The organism is Streptomyces saintjeani (assembly GCF_055409605.1).
This window is the reverse complement of the sequence record NZ_CP189624.1, coordinates 1,396,289-1,413,949: the sequence shown is the minus strand read 5'-3', so window position 1 is coordinate 1,413,949 and position 17,661 is coordinate 1,396,289. Positions and strand designations below refer to the sequence as shown.

The 17,661-nt window shown below is 74.0% G+C and carries 17 protein-coding genes; 10 read left to right on the top strand and 7 right to left on the bottom strand.

Going from position 1 to position 17,661, the window contains the following annotated elements; translation table 11 throughout:
- Window positions 1-4: 4 nt before the first annotated feature.
- The gene (xylB, locus tag ACQCO7_RS06200) at window positions 5-1,438 is read right to left on the bottom strand and encodes a xylulokinase (RefSeq protein WP_464070871.1); all 1,434 of its coding nucleotides are present in this window, start codon (window positions 1,436-1,438) and stop codon (window positions 5-7) included.
- 115 nt (window positions 1,439-1,553) lie between these two features.
- On the opposite strand from xylB, the gene xylA reads away from it, so the two are divergent.
- Both xylA and ACQCO7_RS06190 read left to right on the top strand, forming a co-directional pair.
- Window positions 1,554-2,720, top strand: a complete 1,167-nt coding sequence (gene xylA, locus ACQCO7_RS06195) for a xylose isomerase (protein ID WP_464070870.1) — start codon at window positions 1,554-1,556, stop codon at window positions 2,718-2,720.
- Window positions 2,721-2,971: 251 nt separating this feature from the next.
- A complete protein-coding gene (locus tag ACQCO7_RS06190; protein ID WP_464070869.1) occupies window positions 2,972-3,364 on the top strand; it encodes a hypothetical protein in 393 nt (130 codons plus the stop codon).
- A 1-nt stretch (window position 3,365) separates the two neighbouring features.
- On the opposite strand, the gene ACQCO7_RS06185 is transcribed toward ACQCO7_RS06190, so the two are convergent.
- Together ACQCO7_RS06185 and ACQCO7_RS06180 are read right to left on the bottom strand one after the other, a co-directional pair.
- Window positions 3,366-4,592: an SWF or SNF family helicase gene (locus ACQCO7_RS06185; RefSeq protein WP_464070868.1), complete on the bottom strand. Its 1,227-nt coding sequence runs from the start codon at window positions 4,590-4,592 to the stop codon at window positions 3,366-3,368.
- Complete coding sequence (locus ACQCO7_RS06180) at window positions 4,589-7,474, bottom strand: DEAD/DEAH box helicase (protein WP_464077159.1); 2,886 nt, start codon at window positions 7,472-7,474, stop codon at window positions 4,589-4,591. The genes ACQCO7_RS06185 and ACQCO7_RS06180 overlap by 4 nt, the downstream gene beginning before the upstream one ends.
- 265 nt (window positions 7,475-7,739) lie before the next feature.
- Between ACQCO7_RS06180 and ACQCO7_RS06175 the strand changes: the two genes are divergently transcribed.
- Window positions 7,740-7,922: a hypothetical protein gene (locus ACQCO7_RS06175; RefSeq protein ID WP_464070867.1), complete on the top strand. Its 183-nt coding sequence runs from the start codon at window positions 7,740-7,742 to the stop codon at window positions 7,920-7,922.
- A 46-nt stretch (window positions 7,923-7,968) separates the two neighbouring features.
- Here ACQCO7_RS06175 and ACQCO7_RS06170 read toward each other — a convergent pair whose 3' ends face one another.
- Both ACQCO7_RS06170 and ACQCO7_RS06165 read right to left on the bottom strand, forming a co-directional pair.
- Window positions 7,969-8,769 carry a hypothetical protein gene (locus ACQCO7_RS06170; protein ID WP_464070866.1) on the bottom strand — a complete coding sequence of 267 codons (801 nt, stop codon included), beginning with the start codon at window positions 8,767-8,769 and terminating at the stop codon, window positions 7,969-7,971.
- A 225-nt stretch (window positions 8,770-8,994) separates the two neighbouring features.
- The gene (locus tag ACQCO7_RS06165) at window positions 8,995-9,594 is read right to left on the bottom strand and encodes a class I SAM-dependent methyltransferase (protein WP_464070865.1); all 600 of its coding nucleotides are present in this window, start codon (window positions 9,592-9,594) and stop codon (window positions 8,995-8,997) included.
- Window positions 9,595-9,745: 151 nt separating this feature from the next.
- Between ACQCO7_RS06165 and ACQCO7_RS06160 the strand changes: the two genes are divergently transcribed.
- The 5 genes from ACQCO7_RS06160 (at window position 9,746) to ACQCO7_RS06140 (ending at window position 14,716) form a co-directional block, all read left to right on the top strand.
- Window positions 9,746-10,525: an MHYT domain-containing protein gene (locus ACQCO7_RS06160; protein ID WP_010355430.1), complete on the top strand. Its 780-nt coding sequence runs from the start codon at window positions 9,746-9,748 to the stop codon at window positions 10,523-10,525.
- A 42-nt stretch (window positions 10,526-10,567) separates the two neighbouring features.
- Window positions 10,568-13,093: a sensor histidine kinase gene (locus ACQCO7_RS06155; RefSeq protein ID WP_464070864.1), complete on the top strand. Its 2,526-nt coding sequence runs from the start codon at window positions 10,568-10,570 to the stop codon at window positions 13,091-13,093.
- Complete coding sequence (locus tag ACQCO7_RS06150; protein ID WP_010355428.1) at window positions 13,090-13,527, top strand: roadblock/LC7 domain-containing protein; 438 nt, start codon at window positions 13,090-13,092, stop codon at window positions 13,525-13,527. The genes ACQCO7_RS06155 and ACQCO7_RS06150 overlap by 4 nt, the downstream gene beginning before the upstream one ends.
- A gap of 7 nt (window positions 13,528-13,534) precedes the next feature.
- Complete coding sequence (locus tag ACQCO7_RS06145) at window positions 13,535-13,930, top strand: DUF742 domain-containing protein (RefSeq protein ID WP_464070863.1); 396 nt, start codon at window positions 13,535-13,537, stop codon at window positions 13,928-13,930.
- A gap of 183 nt (window positions 13,931-14,113) precedes the next feature.
- A complete protein-coding gene (locus ACQCO7_RS06140; protein WP_010355426.1) occupies window positions 14,114-14,716 on the top strand; it encodes a GTP-binding protein in 603 nt (200 codons plus the stop codon).
- Here the strand turns inward: ACQCO7_RS06140 and ACQCO7_RS06135 are convergent.
- Window positions 14,713-15,141, bottom strand: coding sequence for a PPOX class F420-dependent oxidoreductase (locus ACQCO7_RS06135; protein WP_464070862.1), 429 nt, complete (start codon window positions 15,139-15,141; stop codon window positions 14,713-14,715). The genes ACQCO7_RS06140 and ACQCO7_RS06135 overlap by 4 nt on opposite strands.
- Window positions 15,142-15,245: 104 nt before the next feature.
- Here ACQCO7_RS06135 and ACQCO7_RS06130 point away from each other — a divergent pair, with 104 nt between their 5' ends.
- The gene (locus ACQCO7_RS06130) at window positions 15,246-15,659 is read left to right on the top strand and encodes a roadblock/LC7 domain-containing protein (RefSeq protein WP_010355424.1); all 414 of its coding nucleotides are present in this window, start codon (window positions 15,246-15,248) and stop codon (window positions 15,657-15,659) included.
- A gap of 128 nt (window positions 15,660-15,787) precedes the next feature.
- Window positions 15,788-16,705 carry a DUF6397 family protein gene (locus ACQCO7_RS06125; RefSeq protein WP_464070861.1) on the top strand — a complete coding sequence of 306 codons (918 nt, stop codon included), beginning with the start codon at window positions 15,788-15,790 and terminating at the stop codon, window positions 16,703-16,705.
- A gap of 58 nt (window positions 16,706-16,763) precedes the next feature.
- Here ACQCO7_RS06125 and ACQCO7_RS06120 read toward each other — a convergent pair whose 3' ends face one another.
- Window positions 16,764-17,630, bottom strand: coding sequence for an acyl-CoA thioesterase (locus ACQCO7_RS06120; RefSeq protein ID WP_464070860.1), 867 nt, complete (start codon window positions 17,628-17,630; stop codon window positions 16,764-16,766).
- Window positions 17,631-17,661 lie beyond the last annotated feature (31 nt).

Genomic DNA, 17,661 nt, shown 5'->3' with positions numbered 1-17,661 from the left:
GCGCCTAGCTCTCGCCCAACAGCCCTCCGGCATCCGCCAGCACCCCCGAGATCCGCTCCAGCGCCGCCTCGTCCCGCGTCACCGCCTCCAGCACCGGCCCGCGCGCGGTGCCCCACCGGCGCGCGACGGCCGACGGGTCTTCCCCGGTCAGCAGGCCGGCGGCCTGCGCGGCGGCGCCGAGGGCGACGAGTTCCTTGGCCTCGGGCACCTGGACGGGACGCCCGGACAGGCGCCGTACGGTCTCCTGCCAGGCGCGCCCGCGCGCGCCGCCGCCGATGAGCAGCAGCGGCGCCGAACGGTCCGCGTCCTCGTCGAGGACGAGGTCCAGCGCGCCCAGCAGGGAGTGCACAGCGCCGTCGTAGGCGGCCTGGAGGAGCTGTCCCGCGGTCGTGTCGTGGCGCAGGCCGTGCAGGACGCCGGAGGCGTTCGGGAGGTTCGGAGTGCGCTCGCCGTCCAGGAAGGGCAGGAGGGTGACGCCCGTGGAGGGCTCCACCGCCTCGCGGTCGAGGTTCAGCAGCGCGGCGACCTTGTCGACGGCCAGCGTGCAGTTGAGGGTGCAGGCGAGGGGGAGCCAGTCGCCGTGCGCGGCGGCGAAACCGGCCACCGTCCCGGTCGGGTCGGTGGGACGCCGCTTCGACACCGCGTAGACCGTCCCGGAGGTGCCCAGGCTCAGGACGGGCGCCCCGGGGCGCAGGCCGAGGCCCAGCGCCGCCGCCGCGTTGTCGCCGGTACCGGCCGCGACCAGGGTGCCCTTGGCGAACGGCAGGCCGTGACCGTCCCGGACGGTGCCCGCGACCTCGCCGGGGCGCACCACGCGCGGGAGGAGTGCCGGGTCGAGACCGACGTGCGCGAGGATCTCCTCGTCGTAGCCTTCCGTCCCCGAGGCCCACCAGCCCGTCCCGGAGGCGTCCCCGCGGTCCGTGGTGCCCTCGCCGGTCAGCCGCCCGGTCAAGTAGTCGTGCGGCAGCCGTACGGCCTTGACGGCGCGCAGGGCCTCCGGTTCGTTCTCCGCGAGCCACGCCCACTTGGTGACCGTGAAGGAGGCCGCCGGGACGGAACCGGTGCGCTCGGCCCAGAACTTCGCGCCGCCCAGCTCCTCCGTCAGCCGGCGCGCCTGCGGGGCGGAGCGGACGTCGTTCCACAGCAGGGCGGGCCGGACCGGCTCACCGTCGCCGTCCAGCGTCACCAGGCCGTGCTGCTGCCCGCCGATCGAAACCGCCGCGGCCTCGCGCGCGGGCTCACCGCACTGCCTGAGCGCCTCACCGAGGGCCTCCCACCACTGGCGCGGGTCGCTCTCCCGCCCGGCTCCCGTGGAGACCGTGTGCGGGGCCTGGCCGCTCGCGACGACCTCGCCGGTCGCCACGTCGACGACGAGTGCCTTGGTCGACTGCGTGGACGAGTCCACGCCGACGACGAGCGGACCTTCGGCTGCTGACATCGGGCTCTCCCTCGAATTTCACGGCTCGGCGAGATCGGTCTTCCCACGGCTGCTCCCGCATACTAATTTGTAAACGGCCATGACGAAATAGTCGTACGCAGCAAGGAGCCGCTCTATGAGCTACCAGCCCACCCCCGAGGACAGGTTCACCTTCGGCCTGTGGACCGTCGGCTGGCAGGGACGGGACCCCTTCGGCGACGCCACGCGCGGGGCCCTCGATCCGGTCGAGACCGTGCAGCGCCTGTCGGAACTCGGCGCCCACGGAGTCACCTTCCACGACGACGACCTGATCCCCTTCGGGTCCTCGGACAGCGAGCGGGAGGGCCACATCAAGCGCTTCCGCGAGGCCCTCGACACGACCGGCATGAAGGTGCCGATGGCCACCACCAACCTCTTCACCCACCCCGTCTTCAAGGACGGCGCGTTCACCGCGAACGACCGCGACGTGCGCCGCTACGCGCTGCGCAAGACGATCCGCAACATCGACCTGGCCGTCGAGCTGGGCGCCGAGACGTACGTCGCCTGGGGCGGCCGTGAAGGCGCCGAGTCCGGCGCCGCCAAGGACGTACGGGTGGCCCTCGACCGGATGAAGGAGGCGTTCGACCTCCTCGGCGAGTACGTCACCGCGCAGGGCTACGATCTGAAGTTCGCGATCGAGCCCAAGCCGAACGAGCCGCGCGGCGACATCCTCCTGCCGACCGTCGGCCACGCGCTGGCGTTCATCGAGCGCCTGGAGCGGCCCGAGCTGTACGGCGTGAACCCCGAGGTGGGCCACGAGCAGATGGCCGGCCTGAACTTCCCGCACGGCATCGCGCAGGCGCTGTGGGCGGGCAAGCTCTTCCACATCGACCTCAACGGCCAGTCCGGCATCAAGTACGACCAGGACCTGCGCTTCGGCGCCGGTGACCTGCGCTCCGCGTTCTGGCTGGTCGACCTGCTGGAGAGCGCCGGGTACGCCGGTCCGAAGCACTTCGACTTCAAGCCCCCGCGCACCGAGGACTTCGACGGCGTCTGGGCGTCGGCGGCCGGCTGCATGCGCAACTACCTGATCCTCAAGGAGCGCGCGCTCGCCTTCCGCGCCGACCCGGAGGTCCAGGAGGCGCTGCGCGCGTCCCGTCTCGACGAGCTGGCCCAGCCGACCGCCGCCGACGGCCTTGACGCGCTCCTCGCCGACCACGCCGCCTTCGAGGACTTCGACGCCGAGGCCGCCGCCGCGCGCGGGATGGCCTTCGAGCGCCTCGACCAGCTCGCCATGGACCACCTCCTGGGTGCCCGCGGCTGATCACGACTCCACGCGCGCGTGCCGGTTGGCGTCCAGGGCGGCCGGGACAGGTGACTGTCCCGGCCGAACGGGCACGCGTGCGTGGGCGGTTGCGCGACCCTGCGCGCGTACCGTCGTGCCCCTTCGGCACGACCGCCTCCCGGCTGCCCGCGAGGGGAATACGCCGGAATCATGTCCTCCCTGACATGAGCCGGTACCAACTCACGCGCGGGGGACACCGCCCGGGCCCGGACGGGCCCAAGGTGGACACCATGGCCACTCCGCCCGTACCTCCGTACCCGCCCTCCGGCGGCGGTTTCGGCGCGCCTCCGCCGTACGACGACGGCCGGCGCCCCTCGCGGCCCCGCAGGCGCCGTACGTCCCTGTTCGCCGCGCTGGCCGCGTTGGTGGGCGTGGCGGTCGTCGCGATCGTCGTCCTGACGGCCTCAAGGGGCTCAGGGGGCTCAGGGGACGACGACAAGCAGGGCGACACGCCCTCGACCGCCGCGTCCGCCGCGTCCTCCTCGGCCCCGGCCCACACGCTGCCGAGTGGGCTCGCCAGCCTCCTGCCGACCCGGTTGCCCACGGCCCTGCCGACCGCGATCCCGAGCGACCTGATCCCCAGCGGCCTGATACCCAGCGACCTGGCGTCCCTGCTGCCGTGACTCACCAGGGGTCCTCCTCGCTCCCGGTGGCCGCCGCCAAGGCTGTCGCCGGATCGGGGGCCGGGCCTCCCGCAGGCGTCCAACGGCCGTCCTGCCTGCGGTAGGGCCACCAGCGGCCCTCGCGGTCCAGGCGTATCTGCGCGGGCTCTCCGACGGCGGTCCAGCGGTTGGCGTGCGCGCGCAGGGCGGGACGTTCGTCCGCGTCCCAGGCCGCCTCCAGCACCGCACACGCGCGGGCCGACGCCTCGCTGTCGGGGGTCCACTCCTCGTCGAGGACGGCCAGCGCGCTCGCACCGCCCTCGCGCCACGCGCGTACGGCGAGGCCGAGGTCCACGCGTCCCGCGGCGAGCCGCACGCGGACACCGGGGTCCGACGGGTCCGCGGCGGCGAGGCGGACCGCGTCCTGAGCGGGCGTCAACCCGGCTGCCGGGGACGCCCCGTGGAGGGCCTCCCGCAGGAGCCGGTGCGCCTCCCCGGCCGTCTGCGCGGCCAGGAACTCCAGGGCGGCCGGGACGACGCCGTCCGGCGGTGCGGTCCCGGTGTCCAGGGAGGGCGGCACGCCCGGGGCGTCGGGAAGATCCGGCGGGACGGGGAGCGCCACGGGGACGGACGCGTACGCCTCGGCGGCGTCCACGCCCTCCCGGTACGCCGGCGCGGCGGTGCGGGCCTGGAGGTCGTCCAGCAGGGACCGTTCGGGGCGCCCGCGCAGCAGCAGGAGGACGAAGGGGTCCTCGTCCAGCAGGCGGGCCACCAGGTAGCACAGGGCCGTCGTGTGCCCGCAGTGGTCCCAGGCGCCGCAGTCGCAGGACGCCTCCAGCTCGCCCAGCCCCGGCAGGAGGTCCACGCCCGCGGTCGCCGCGTCCTCCACCAGGTGCGGCGGCATCTCGCGGTCGAGCAGCGCGGCCACGTACCCGGCCCGCTCCCCGGCCAGCGCCAGCAGCCGGTCCCACTGGGCCCCGGACAGCTCCGGGAGCAGCACGTCCGCGCGGTGCGCCGTACCGTCCCGGTCCCGGACGACCGCCGTCGCGCGACCCGGCCGCACCGACACGGCGCCGACCGCGCCCCCGCGCGCGAGGCGGCGCCCGGCGCGGATCTGGGCGCCGTCCAGGACCCCGTCCTCCAGCGCGGCGACCCAGCCCCGCCCCCACCAGGTGCGCGCGAACGCCTGCCCGCGCGCGGGAGCCGCCACCTCGAACGCCGCCTCCCCGTACCCGTCACGCCCGCTCATCGCGTCCCCCCTCGCAGCTCCACCAGTTCGGCCAGCTCCGCGTCCGTCAGCTCCGTGAACGCCCTCTCGCCGGAGCCGAGCACCGCGTCGGCCAGTTCCCGCTTGCGGTCCAGCATCCGCGCGATGCGGTCCTCGACCGTCCCCTCGGCGATCAGCCGGTGCACCTGCACCGGCCGGGTCTGCCCGATCCGGTACGCGCGGTCGGTGGCCTGCGCCTCGACGGCGGGGTTCCACCAGCGGTCGTAGTGGACGACGTGCTCGGCCCGGGTGAGGTTGAGCCCCGTCCCGGCCGCCTTCAGCGACAGCAGGAACACCGGCACCTCCCCGTCCTGGAAACGGCCGACCATCGCCTCGCGTTCCCCGACCGGCGTCCCGCCGTGCAGGAACTGCGAAGGCACGCCCCGCGCGCGCAGGTGCCTCTCGACGATCCGGGCCATCGCCACGTACTGCGTGAACACCAGGACAGCCGCCCCTTCGGCCAGGGCGCCGTCGAGCAGTTCGTCGAGCAGCTCCAGCTTCCCCGACCGCCCGGCGATCCGTGGCCGTTCCTCCTTGAGGTACTGGGCGGGGTGGTTGCAGATCTGCTTGAGGCCGGTCAGCAGCTTCACGACGAGGCCGCGCCGCGCCATGTCGTCCGCGCCCGCGATCTCCGCGAGCGTCTCGCGCACCAACGCCTCGTACAGGCCCGCCTGTTCCGGCGTGAGCGACACCGGGCGGTCGCTCTCGGTCTTGGGCGGCAGCTCCGGGGCGATGCCTGGGTCGGACTTGCGGCGGCGCAGCAGGAACGGTCCCACCAGCCGGGCGAGCCGCTCGGCGGCGGCCGGGTCGGCGCCCGTCTCGACGGCGCGCGCGTACCGCGCGCGGAACGCGGTGAGCCGGCCCAGCAGACCGGGTGTCGTCCAGTCCAGGATCGCCCACAGCTCGGAGAGGTTGTTCTCCACCGGAGTGCCGGTGAGCGCCACCCGCGCGCGGGCGCCGACCGTCCGCAGCGCGCGGGCGGTCGCCGCGTACGGGTTCTTCACGTGCTGCGCCTCGTCGGCGACGAGCAGCCCCCAGGGCACCTCGGCGAGCCGGGCCGCGTCCAGCCGCAGCGTGCCGTACGTGGTGAGGACGACCTCGCCGTCCGCGAGGGACTCCACGTCCCGGCGCGGTCCGTGGAAGCGGCGTACGCGCGTGCCGGGCGCGAACCGTTCGATCTCCCGCTGCCAGTTGCCCATCAGGGACGTCGGGCAGACCACGAGCGTGGGCCCCGCCGACGCCGGGTCGGCCTGGCGGTGCAGGTGCAGCGCGATCAGCGTGACCGTCTTGCCGAGTCCCATGTCGTCGGCCAGGCAGCAGCCGAGGCCCAGGGACGTCATCCGGGCCAGCCAGTCGAGGCCGCGCCGCTGGTAGTCCCGCAGGGTCGCGGCGAGCGCGGCGGGCTGCTCCACCTGCCCCTGCTCGCCGGAGGGCGCGAGGCGCTCCCGCAGGCCCTCCAGCCAGCGCGTGGAGCGCACGTCGACAAGCCGGCCGTCGATCTCCGCCGAGCCCGTCAGAGCGGCGCCCAGGGCCTCCATGGGGTCGAGCTTGCGGTCCGGCAGGGAGCGGGCGAGACGGACCTCCTGAGGGTCGATCAGAACCCACTGCCCGCGCAGCCGTACGAGCGGACGGTTCGCCTCCGCGAGCCGGTCCAGCTCCTCGCGGGTGAGCTGCTGACCGCCCAGCGCGAACCACCAGCCGACGCCCACCATCGCGTCGGCCGACAGGAAGGACGGCGCTTCGCCCGGCCCGTCCGGCGGGCCCACCACCGCGCGCGTGGTGAGCGTCCGGGACAGTTCCCTCGGCCAGTGCACCTCGACCCCGGCGGCGGCCAGCGCCCGCGCGCCGTTCCCGAGGAGGTCCTCGATGTCGTCGTCCAGGAGGTCCACGGCGTCCGGGACGGCGGCCGACAGCAGGGGCGTGAGCACGGGCCAGGCACGCGCCGCGCGACGCAGCGCCAGCAGGACGTCCATACGCGCGCCGGGACCGAAGGACCGCACCGCGCTCACGCGCGCGTGCCCCAGGAGCGGTTGGCCACTGTGTCCCCGGCCGGCCTCGACCGCGTCCCCGAGCGTCGGCGCTGAGCCCGGCCGGCCCGCCCCCGCGCCGGGTTCCGTGCCGTCGCCCGTCATGGCCCACACCTCCGCCGCGTCCGCGATCACCCCGGGATCGGCGACGGAACGGACCTGCGGCACCACACGGAACCTCGGCGCCTCCTCGGGCCCGTCGAGCCCCGACACCTCGACGCGCAGCGAGATCCGCACCCCGGCGTCCTGCCCCGCCGCGACGTCGGCGGCCCACGCGCGTGCGTGCGGCAGGCGCCGGGGGAGCGGCGACGCGTAGGCGGGACCGCCCGTCACGAGCGGTGCGGCGGGGGAGCGCGGCAGGGCGTCGGCGACCGCGTCCAGGAAGGCCCGCAGCAGCCGCTCAGGGACGGGCAGGCGCGGCTCGGTGCCGTCGTCGACGGGCATGGCGTGCGCCTCGGGCGGCATCGCGTCGGCGAGCCGCCGGATCCGCTCGACGTCGTCCTGGCCCAGCGGCCCCACCCGCCACGCGTCGTGGTCGCCGGGGGACAGGCCGGGCAGCAGGAGCCCGCGCGCCACGAACTGGAGGGCCAGGAGCGCGGCGGCGCCCCAGAAGGCGGCCGACGGATGCGCGTCCGGCGCGACCCGCGCGCGGGTGAGCAGCGGCAGCGCCTCGCGCACGGGCACGAAGACGGAGGGGACCTCGACGGTCTCGACGCCCGCGCCCGCGGGACGCACAACACGCAGGGTCGTGGCGGAGCCGACCGGGGGTGGTGCGCTGCCGTCGGGGTGCCAGAAGGCGATTTGGCCGGTGCGGGCCGGGTCGCCGGGCACGAACACGGTGTGGCAGTGGGACGGTCCGGGGATGTCGGGCGGTGCTTCGGCGGGAACCCTCTGCGCGGAGATGACCCTACTCCTCAAGTTTGACTAGCTAAGCCGGGGCCGCCGAGGGTACAGCATGGGAAGGGGCCGGCGGCAACGGTCCCTCAGGGACGTGTCGGGGTCCGGTCTCAGGGGCGTCTCAGGGGCGGCGGTCGGAACCGCGGGCCGCGTGGAACCGTTCTCAGAGCAGAGAGCGGCATTGGCCGCGAAGGAGGCGACGTACATGTCGAAGAACGCGAAGATCGCCGCAGGAGGGGTGGCGGCCGGGATCCTCCTGCTGATCTGGCTGCCCTGGTGGGCGGCGCTGTTGATCGTGATAGGGGTCCCGACGGCCGCGTACCTCACGCTGGATCCGTCCCAGCGGCGCAGGCTGCGCCGCATCGGCCGCAAGGAGATCGGCCGCTGAGCGCGGGGCCGGGTGCCCTCACCTCCCGAGCGGGAGGGTGCCCGGCTCAGCTCGGCCGCACGGCCATCCGGTCCAACGCCTTCAGCAGCCCGGGAAGCTCCGGCCCCCGGCCGACGGGCAGCACCTCACCGGGCTTGTCGTCGAGGAGCACGAAGGCGATGTCGTCCGTGCGGGCCACCAGCGACCAGCCGGGCCCGTCCGCGCGGAGCATGCGCGCCTCACCCGGCGCGAAGGAGGACCGCACCCGGCCCAGCGGAGGCGGCGTGTCGACATAGGCGCGGGCCTCCGCGAGGACCCGCCGGATGTCGCTGGGGCGCTCGGCGGCGTCCGGCTCGCGGCGGGGCTCGAACTTCGAGTCGTCGATCTGCTCGCGCCACGTCGTCCACTGGAGCGCTATCTCGTCGGCCCCCAGCCGCCGCTGCGCCGAGCCCCACCCGCTCGTGTCCGGCGGGACCAGCGCGGGCCCGTCGGCGACCTCGGGGGCGGGGTCGTGCGGCGCGGGCACGCCGGGCGCCGCGACGGCCACCGAGAGCGGCCAGCCGGGCAGCCCGGCGACGACCGTCCGGTCGTCCGGCGACAGGTCGTACTCCATCCCGCAGTCCCAGGAGGCGATCGCGACCGCCACCAGCGACACGTCGTCGACGACCACGGTCCACCGCGCGCCCACGCCGTCCTGGCCGAGCACCAGCCCGTACCCGTCCGCGATCGGTGCGAGGCCGAGCGCGGCGCACGCCTCCGGGTAGTCGTCGCCCAGCGCGCTCGGGAACTGCGCGGGTGTCAGCAGCACCGCCGTGAGCACATACAGCGCGTCGTCGGCGGCGACGGTATCCTCGTCCGTCCCGGCCATCCCAGCCTCCCCACGGGTTCGTCCAACGGCGCGCACCCTAGTGCGCCCGCGACACGCTTGTCACGACTCCCAGACGGACCCGGAGCTGCTGTTTTCGTGAAGACCGCGAAGACGGGGACGAATCGTCCCGTGTCAGGCGGCCGGGAGCGCGCGAGTGCCGCCACCGCGCGGCAGGCCGGCCTCCGTTTCCCCGGCGCGAGGCCGGAACTCTCCCCGCAGAAGGCATCAGTGCACGCGTACCGCCAACGCGAGGAAACGGTCGTCCTCGTCGGTGTACGACGTCATCCGCCAGCCCGAACCGGCCAGCAGCGGCCGGAGGTTGGGCTCGGCGCGCAGGTCGTCCGCAGTGAGCCGCCGCCCATGACGGGCCGCCAGGACCGCGCGGCCGACGGGGTGGAAGAGCGCCAGCCTCCCGCCGGGACGGACCACACGCGCCAACTCCCGCAGACCGGAGGCGGCGTCGCCGAGGTGCGCGATCAGCCCCGCCGCGAACGCGGCGTCCAGCGAAGCGTCCCGCAGCGGCAGCATGGAGACGTCAGTGAGCAGCAGCTGCCCGTGACGGCCCTGCCCGGCCGCTGCGGCGGCCCGGAGCATCGCCGGGGTCACATCGGCCCCCAGGACCGCCCCTGAGGCCCCCACGGCGGCCCTGAGGGGCGGCAGGGCCCGTCCGGTGCCGCAGCCGGCGTCCAGCACCCGGCCGCCCGGCCGCAGCTCCAGAGCGGCCACCGCGGCGGCGTACGCGGGTCCGTCGTGCGGGAACCTGCTGTCCCATGTCGCCGCGCGGGACGTGAAGAACTCCTGGACGTGTGTGCGGTCGTCGCTCATGAGCGCATGATCCCGCACCGACACGGAGACACCCACAGTGCGCACATTCGGACGCCGCGTGATCAATCACGCCTGCATCTGCGCCAGATTGCGGCACTTTCCGAAACCTGCCCCCTTTGCCTCCCCCTGCCCGCACTAGCGTCCCTGAGCCATGGGACACCTGGACCACGCAGCCTTCGGATGGCTGACCCCCGTACTGTCGTACGTGATGGCCTGCACCGGCGCCGCCCTCGGGCTGCGCTGCACCGTGCGCGCGCTCGCCGCCACCGGACGCTCGCGCCGCAACTGGCTGATCACCGCCGCCTCCGCCATCGGCACCGGCATCTGGACCATGCACTTCGTCGCGATGCTCGGCTTCGCCGTCAGCGGCACCGACATCCGCTACGACGTACCGCTGACCGTCCTCAGCCTCGTCGTGGCCATGGTCGTCGTCTGCGCGGGCGTGTTCGCCGTCGGCTACGGACGCGACCGTACGCGCGCGCTGCTGACCGGCGGACTCACCACCGGGATCGGCGTCGCGAGCATGCACTACCTGGGCATGGCCGCCGTCCGGCTGCACGGCGACGTGCACTACGACCCGATGACGGTCGCCCTCTCCGTGGTCATCGCCGTCGTCGCGGCCACCGCCGCGCTGTGGGCCGCGCTCAACATCGAGTCGCCCGTCGCGGTCACCGTCGCCTCCCTCGTCATGGGCGCGGCCGTCAGCAGCATGCACTACACGGGGATGTTCGCGGTGAGCGTGCACGTCGAGCCCTCCGGGGCGCCCCTGTCCGGGGCCACGGCGATGCAGTTCATCTTCCCCCTCGCCGTCGGCCTCGGGTCCTACCTCTTCCTGACCTCGGCCTTCGTCGCCCTGTCGCCCACCACCGGGGAACGCGAGGAGTCCGCCTCCGCCCAACGGGCCGTGGAACCCGTCGGCAACCGCGCCTGACCGGGACCGAGCCCCTCCGACCCACCGCCCAGCGAGGAGTCCATGCGCACCCCCAGGAAGGCCACCGCGGCCGGCACCGAGCCGCCGCCCCCGATGCGAGGCCGCCGCGCCCACGCCGGGCCGCCCGCCCACGAGGGCCGACGCGCCCCCGAGGCCACGACGGACGACGCGCCCCCGCGCGCGGAACGCTGGCGAATACGCCCCCGTACCGTCCGCGCCAAGATCGTCTGCCTGCTGATGGTGCCCGTCGTCTCCCTGCTCGCCCTCTGGGCGTACGCCACCGTCACCACCGCCCAGGACGTCTCCCGGCTGCGCCAGATCCAGCGCGTCGACTCCCAGGTCCGCGCACCCGTCGCCGACGCCGTCGCCGCCCTCCAGGCCGAACGCCTAGCCGCCGTCCGGTACGCGACCGAGCCCCGCGCGGGCCAGGACGACACCCTGCGCCGCCTCGCGTCGGCCACCGACCGCGCGGTCGCCCGGCTGCGGCTCGGCGACAGCAGCACCGTCGCCGACGCCCAGGAACTGCCCGCCGGGGTCGCCCAGCGGCTCGACGCCTTCGTCACCGGCGCCGAACATCTGCGGCCACTGCGCGGCGCGGTACTCGGCGGGACCGCCGACTGGTCACAGGCGTACGACCGCTACACCCGGACGATCTCCGCCGCGTTCGCCGTGGGCGGCGCCCTCTCCGGCATCCAGGACGCCGAACTCGGCTCCGACGCGCGCGTACTGCTCGAATTCTCCCGAGCAGCCGAGGCCCTCGCCCAGGAGGACGCCGTCCTCGCGGGCGCGCGCCCGGCGGGCCGCCTCGACACCCGGCGCCTCAGCCTGTTCACCGGCGCCGCCGACAACCGCCGCACCCTCACCGAGGCCGCCGTCACCGACCTGCGCGGCCCCGAACGGGCCGCCTGGCGCGCGCTGGCCGACGACGACGCCTACGCCGCCCTGACCGCCGCCGAGAACCGCGTCCGCGCGAACGCCCCCGGCGAACGGGCCCTCGCCGCCGCGCCGGAGGCCGCCTGGAACGCCGCCCACGCGCGCGTGCAGAGCGGGATGCGCACCATCGAGACGGACGCCGGACACGAGGTCGTCCGCCGTGCCGACCCCTTCACGCGCGGGCTGCTCACCCCGGCCGGCGCCGCCGTCCTGCTCGGCCTCGCCGCCGTCGTCGCCTCGCTCGTCATTTCCGTGCGCATCGGCCGCGGCCTCGTCGTCGAACTCGTCAGCCTGCGCAACGGCGCTCTGGAGATCGCCCGCCGCAAACTCCCCGAGGCCATGCGGAAACTGCGCGCGGGCGAGGAGATCGACGTCCGTGCGGAGGCCCCGTCCGGACCCCGTGCCGAGGACGAGACCGGGCAGGTCGCCGAAGCCCTCACCACCGTCCACCGCGCCGCCCTCAGGGCCGCCGTGGAGCGCGCCGAACTCGCCAGCGGCATCTCCGGCGTGTTCGTCAACCTCGCGCGCCGCAGCCAGGTCCTGGTGCACCGCCAGCTGAGCCTCCTCGACAGCATGGAGCGCCGCTCCGACGACCCGAACGAACTCAGCGACCTCTTCCGCCTCGACCACCTCACGACCCGTATGCGGCGCCACGCGGAGAGCCTGATCATCCTCTCCGGGGCCGCCCCCGGCCGGGCCTGGCGGATGCCCGTCCCGCTCACCGACGTGGTGCGCGCCGCCGTCTCCGAGGTCGAGGACTACGCGCGCGTGGAGGTGCGCCAGCTCCCGGCGGCGTCCGTCGCGGGTGCCGCCGTCGCCGACCTCACCCACCTCCTCGCCGAACTCGTCGAGAACGCCGCCCAGTTCTCGCCCCCGCACACGCGCGTGCGGGTCACCGGGGAACCCGTCGGCAACGGGTACGCCGTCGAGGTCGAGGACCGGGGCCTCGGCATGGGCGACGAGGCCCTCACGCGGGCCAACCGGCGCATCACCCAGTCGGAGGCGCTCGACCTGTTCGACAGCGACCGCCTCGGCCTGTTCGTCGTCAGCAGGCTCGCCGCCCGCCACGGCATCAAGGTCCACCTGTGCACCTCCCCCTACGGCGGCACCACAGCCGTCGTCCTGCTGCCCACCGCCCTCCTGGACACCGGCAAGCCGGAACGTTCCGCCCAGGACGCCGCACGAGCCATCGCGCAGCACAGCGTGGAACCCGCGTACGCGCGCGTGCCGGACGACCGGGAACACGAAGCCGTCCCCGCGCCGGCCAACCGCCCCGCACTCGTCGCCCCAGCCTCAGCCCCAGCCCCGGTACCGGCCCAGGCGCACGCCTCCGAGCCACCGCCCCCCGGCGTCACCCCCCTGCGCCTGCACCGCCCCCCGGACGGCGACGAACCCCCGGCGGTACCCGACGACGACCTCCCCCGCCGCGTGCGCCAGGCGAGCCTCGTCCCCCAACTGCGCGGCCCGCGCGCGGAGGAACCGCAGCGACCGCACGGCACCCGCGACGACGGACGCACCCCCGAGGTCGTCCGCGACCGCATGGCCGCCTACCGCGCGGGCTGGACCCGTGGCGGCGGCAGACAGCCCGGCCGCGCGGCCGGGCCGCGAACCGGCAGTGAAGGAGACCCCGCATGATCCAGGACCCCGGCACGAGGCCGTCCCAGCTGTCGGGGGAACTCGACTGGCTGCTGGACGACCTGGTGATGCGCGTCGGCGAGGTACGGCACGCGGTCGTGCTGTCCAACGACGGCCTCGCCGTGGGCGCCTCCACGGACCTCGGCCGCGAGGACGCCGAACACCTCGCCGCCGTCTCCTCCGGCTTCCACAGCCTCGCCAAGGGCGCGGGACGGCACTTCGGCGCCGGAGGGGTGCGCCAGACCATGGTCGAGATGGACGACGGCTTCCTGTTCGTCGCCGCCGCCGGGGACGGCTCCTGCCTCGCCGTCCTGACCGCCGCCACCGCCGACATCGGCCTCGTCGCCTACGAGATGGCCCGCCTGGTCAAACGCGTCGGCGAACACCTCCACACCCCGCCCCGCGTCACCGCGCGCCCGCCCGCCGCCGGATGAGGCACCGATGAACGACCAGCAGCCCAGCGCCCAGTGGTACGACAACGACGCCGGACCCCTCGTACGGCCGTACGCCATGACCGGCGGACGCACCAAGCCGGGGCCCACCGGGGTCCGCTTCGACCTCATCGCCCTCGTCACCCTCGACCCGGGCGCGCCCGGCGCCGACGACGACCACGCGCTCGGTCCCGAACACCGCGCCCTGATCGACCTGTGCCGCATCGAGACGCAGTCCGTCGCGGAGCTGTCCGCCGGGACCGACCTGCCCGTCGGGGTGGTCCGGGTGCTCCTCGGGGACCTGCTGGAGACGGGCCGCGTCACCGTCAGCCGCCCGGTGCCGCCCGCGCACCTGCCCGACGAACGGATCCTGCGGGAGGTCATCGAAGGGCTGCGGGCCCTGTAGATGAACACCTGTCACCGGGCGCGCGTATACGTACGCATCTCGCGCCTCTCAGGACCTCGAAACGAACAAGAACGGTCACGAAAGACGGATGGCGATCGAACCTCCCGCCGAAGGACCGCGGTCGCCATCCTGCTGCCCCCGGACGACACCTCCGCACGCCGGAACCCCCGAGAGAAGTGATCCATGGCCTCCGAGCACCCCGACGCCACCGGCGAGACGGCACCGCTGGCGCTGAAGATTCTGGTCGCCGGCGGGTTCGGCGTGGGCAAGACGACCCTGGTGGGCGCGGTCAGCGAGATCAAACCGCTGCGCACCGAGGAACTGCTCAGCGAAGCCGGACAGGCCGTCGACGACACCGACGGCGTCGACCAGAAGGTCACCACGACCGTCGCCATGGACTTCGGCCGGATCACCATCCGCTCCGGACTGTCCCTCTACCTGTTCGGCACCCCCGGCCAGGACCGCTTCTGGTTCCTGTGGGACGAACTCTCCCAAGGAGCCCTCGGCGCCGTCGTCCTCGCCGACACCCGGCGCCTGGAGGACTGCTTCCCGGCCGTCGACTACTTCGAGCACCGGCACATCCCGTTCGTCGTCGCCGTCAACTGCTTCACCGGCGCACGCGCGTACGCCGCCCCCGACGTGTCCCGCGCCCTTGACCTCGACCAGGGCACCCCCGTCGTCCTGTGCGACGCGCGCGACCGCGACTCCGGCAAGGAGGTCCTCATCCGCCTCGTCGAGTACGCGGGCCGCATGCACACGGCCCGCCTCCTCGACTCCGTGAGCTAGTTCGCCACCTCCTTCTGCGCCAGCACCTTCTCCACGGCGACCCGCACCAGCAGTTCGCCCGGTACGCCGTTGCGGTCGCCGAACTCCTCGGCGCGGTCCTCGCCCATGTAGCGGGCGCCGATCCTGGCCGCCCAGTGCCGGACCTCGGCGAGATCCTCCGAGATCGTGGCGCGGCCCTGGAGGATCACGTAGTCGAAGGGGGGACGGTCGTCGTCGACGCACAGCGCGACACGGCCGTCCCGCGCCAGGTTGCGGCCCTTCACGGTCTCCTTGCCGGTGTTGAACACCAGGTCGTCCCCGTCCAGCACGAACCAGATCGGGGCCACGTGCGGACTCCCGTCGGCCCGGACCGTGGACAGCTTCGCGGTACGGGTGCCGTCCGAGACGAACGCCCGCCATTCCTCGTCGGTCATCTTCTTCGCCATGCCGCCATCCTCCTTGCTCGGGCCCCCGAAACTGCGGAAGGGTGGCGGACAAGTCATCGCACGGGCGGGACCCAACGGGGAGATGTACGCGGGGAGAGCGAAGCATGGGGCAGAACCAGGGACTCGACTGGCTGCTGGACGACCTGACCGAACGCGTCGAACACGTACGGCACGCACTCGTCCTCACGACCGACGGGTTGGTGGCCGGCGCCAGCACCGGACTGCGCCGCGAGGACGCCGAACACCTCGCCGCCGTCTCCTCCGGCCTGCACAGCCTCGCCAAGGGCTCCGGCCGCCACTTCGGCGCCGGCCGGGTCCGGCAGACCATGATCGAGTTCGACGACGCCCTCCTCTTCGTCACCGCCGCCGGAACCGGCAGCTGCCTGTGCGTCCTCACCGGCGCCGAGGCCGACATGGGCCAGGTCGCCTACGAGATGACCCTCCTCGTCAGCCGCGTCGGCGAACACCTCACGATGGACGTGCGCCAACCCGAACGAACCCCGCTCACAGAGCACTGACCTGCGTATTTAAGGGCGTATACGAAGTTATCCACAGGCTTGTCGGCAGATCCGGCAAAACGGCTACGGTTTTTCCCGAGGGCACCGCGAACGGCGCGGAGCCCGACAGACCACGGGGGAGACCGACCATGTCTCAGCACACGACAGCCCGACCACGCCCGCTCACCTGCACACCGAGCCGCGCGGCGAAAGAACTGGGCGTCAAACGCGGCGAGTTCGACTTCGCCGTCCACCTCGGCCGGGTCCGGACCGTGCCGGACGAGGGAGGCGGCGGCCGTCGGATCCCGTACGCGGAGATCGAACGGCTGCGCGCCCGGCCGGACTTTCCGGAGTCCTTCCTCGAAGAGGTGCGCACCGTCGGCACCGCCGAGGCCGCGAAGCTCCTGAAGATCTCACCCGCCCGCTTCTCCCGTCTCGCGCGGCTCGGACTCGTCTCACCGGTGCGGTTCTACCTGAACCGCTACCGCGCCGTCGTCTGGCTCTACCTCGCTGACGAACTCCGCAGGTTCGCCGAGGACCCGGCCAACGCGTCCCTGCTCTCCGGCCCGGCGCCCGAAAAACTGCGTGCCCGGCTCGCCGCGGGCCTCGACCTCAGGCCCCGCAACTGGCGGGGCCGCCACCTCGGCTTCCTGCTCCGCCAGGCCGACACCCCCTGGCAGCGGGCCGGCGCCGTGGCCGCCTTCCTCGACTCCGACCAGGTCGCCGACCTCGTCCCCGACCCCTACGAGCGGGCCTACCTCAACCGCTCCCGACCCGCCCTCCCGACCCACGGGGCTCCCGGCTCCCCCTCCGCCCAGCTCGCCGCGAAAATCATGACCGCGAACTTCCTGGACGAGATCGTCTGGCTGCGCACGGACCTGCACGAGGCACTGACGGAAGCCCGCGAGAGCCTGACGGCACTGCGCCCGACGCTCGAACCCGCCCCCGAACCAGCACCTCGGACCGAGCCCACCCCTGAGCCCGCACCCCGCCCACGCACCGTACGCACACGCCGCCACCTCTCGAAGTGGCTGCGACGCAAGGGCAGGACGCGGCAGCGCGTCTGACGGGCCGTGCGACCGTGCCGCGCCCGGCGAACGCCCCGGCGCGGCACCCCGCACACCGCTACAGCGCCCGGAACAACCCCTCCTGGACGACAGACACCAGCAGCCGCCCGTGCAGGTCGTAGATACGGCCCCGCGCCAGCCCCCGCCCACCCGTGGTGATCGGCGACTCCTGGTCGTACAGGAACCACTCGTCCGCCCGGAACGGCCGGTGGAACCACATCGCGTGGTCCAGGGAGGCCATGTCGAAGCTCCGCGGCCCCCACAAAGGCTCGATGGGGATACGGACGGCGTCCAGGAGGGTCATGTCGCTGGCGTAGGTGAGCGCGCAGGTGTGGACGAGGGGATCGTCCCCCAACGGCCCCACCGCACGCATCCAGACGGCGCTGCGGGGCTCGGCCTCCTTCAGCTCCTCGGGGGTCCAGCGCAGCCGGTCGACGTACCGGATGTCGAACGGCTGACGCCGGGCCATCCGCTCGAACTGCTCGGGCAGCGCCCCGAGATGCTCCCGGACCTCGTCCGCGACGGTCGGCAGCGAATCCGGGTCCGGGACCACCCGGGCCGGCGGCAGCTGCTGATCGAAGGGACCTTCCTCAGGCTTGTGAAAGGAGGCGGTGAGATTGAAGATCGTGCGGCCCTGCTGCACGGCGGCGACCCGCCGGGTCGTGAACGACCGGCCGTCCCGCACCCGTTCGACCTGGTACACGATCGGCACACCGGGCCGGCCGGGACGCAGGAAGTACGCGTGCAGCGAGTGCACCGGCCGGTCCCCCTCCGTGGTCCGGCCCGCGGCGACCAGCGCCTGCCCGGCCACCTGCCCGCCGAAGACCCGCTGGAGGGACTCCTGGGGGCTGCGGCCACGGAAGATGTTGACCTCGATCTGCTCCAGGTCGAGCAGGTCGACGAGTCTCTCGGCGGGGTTCGTCATGAGTGTGCTTCTCCTGTGCTGGTGGCGCTGC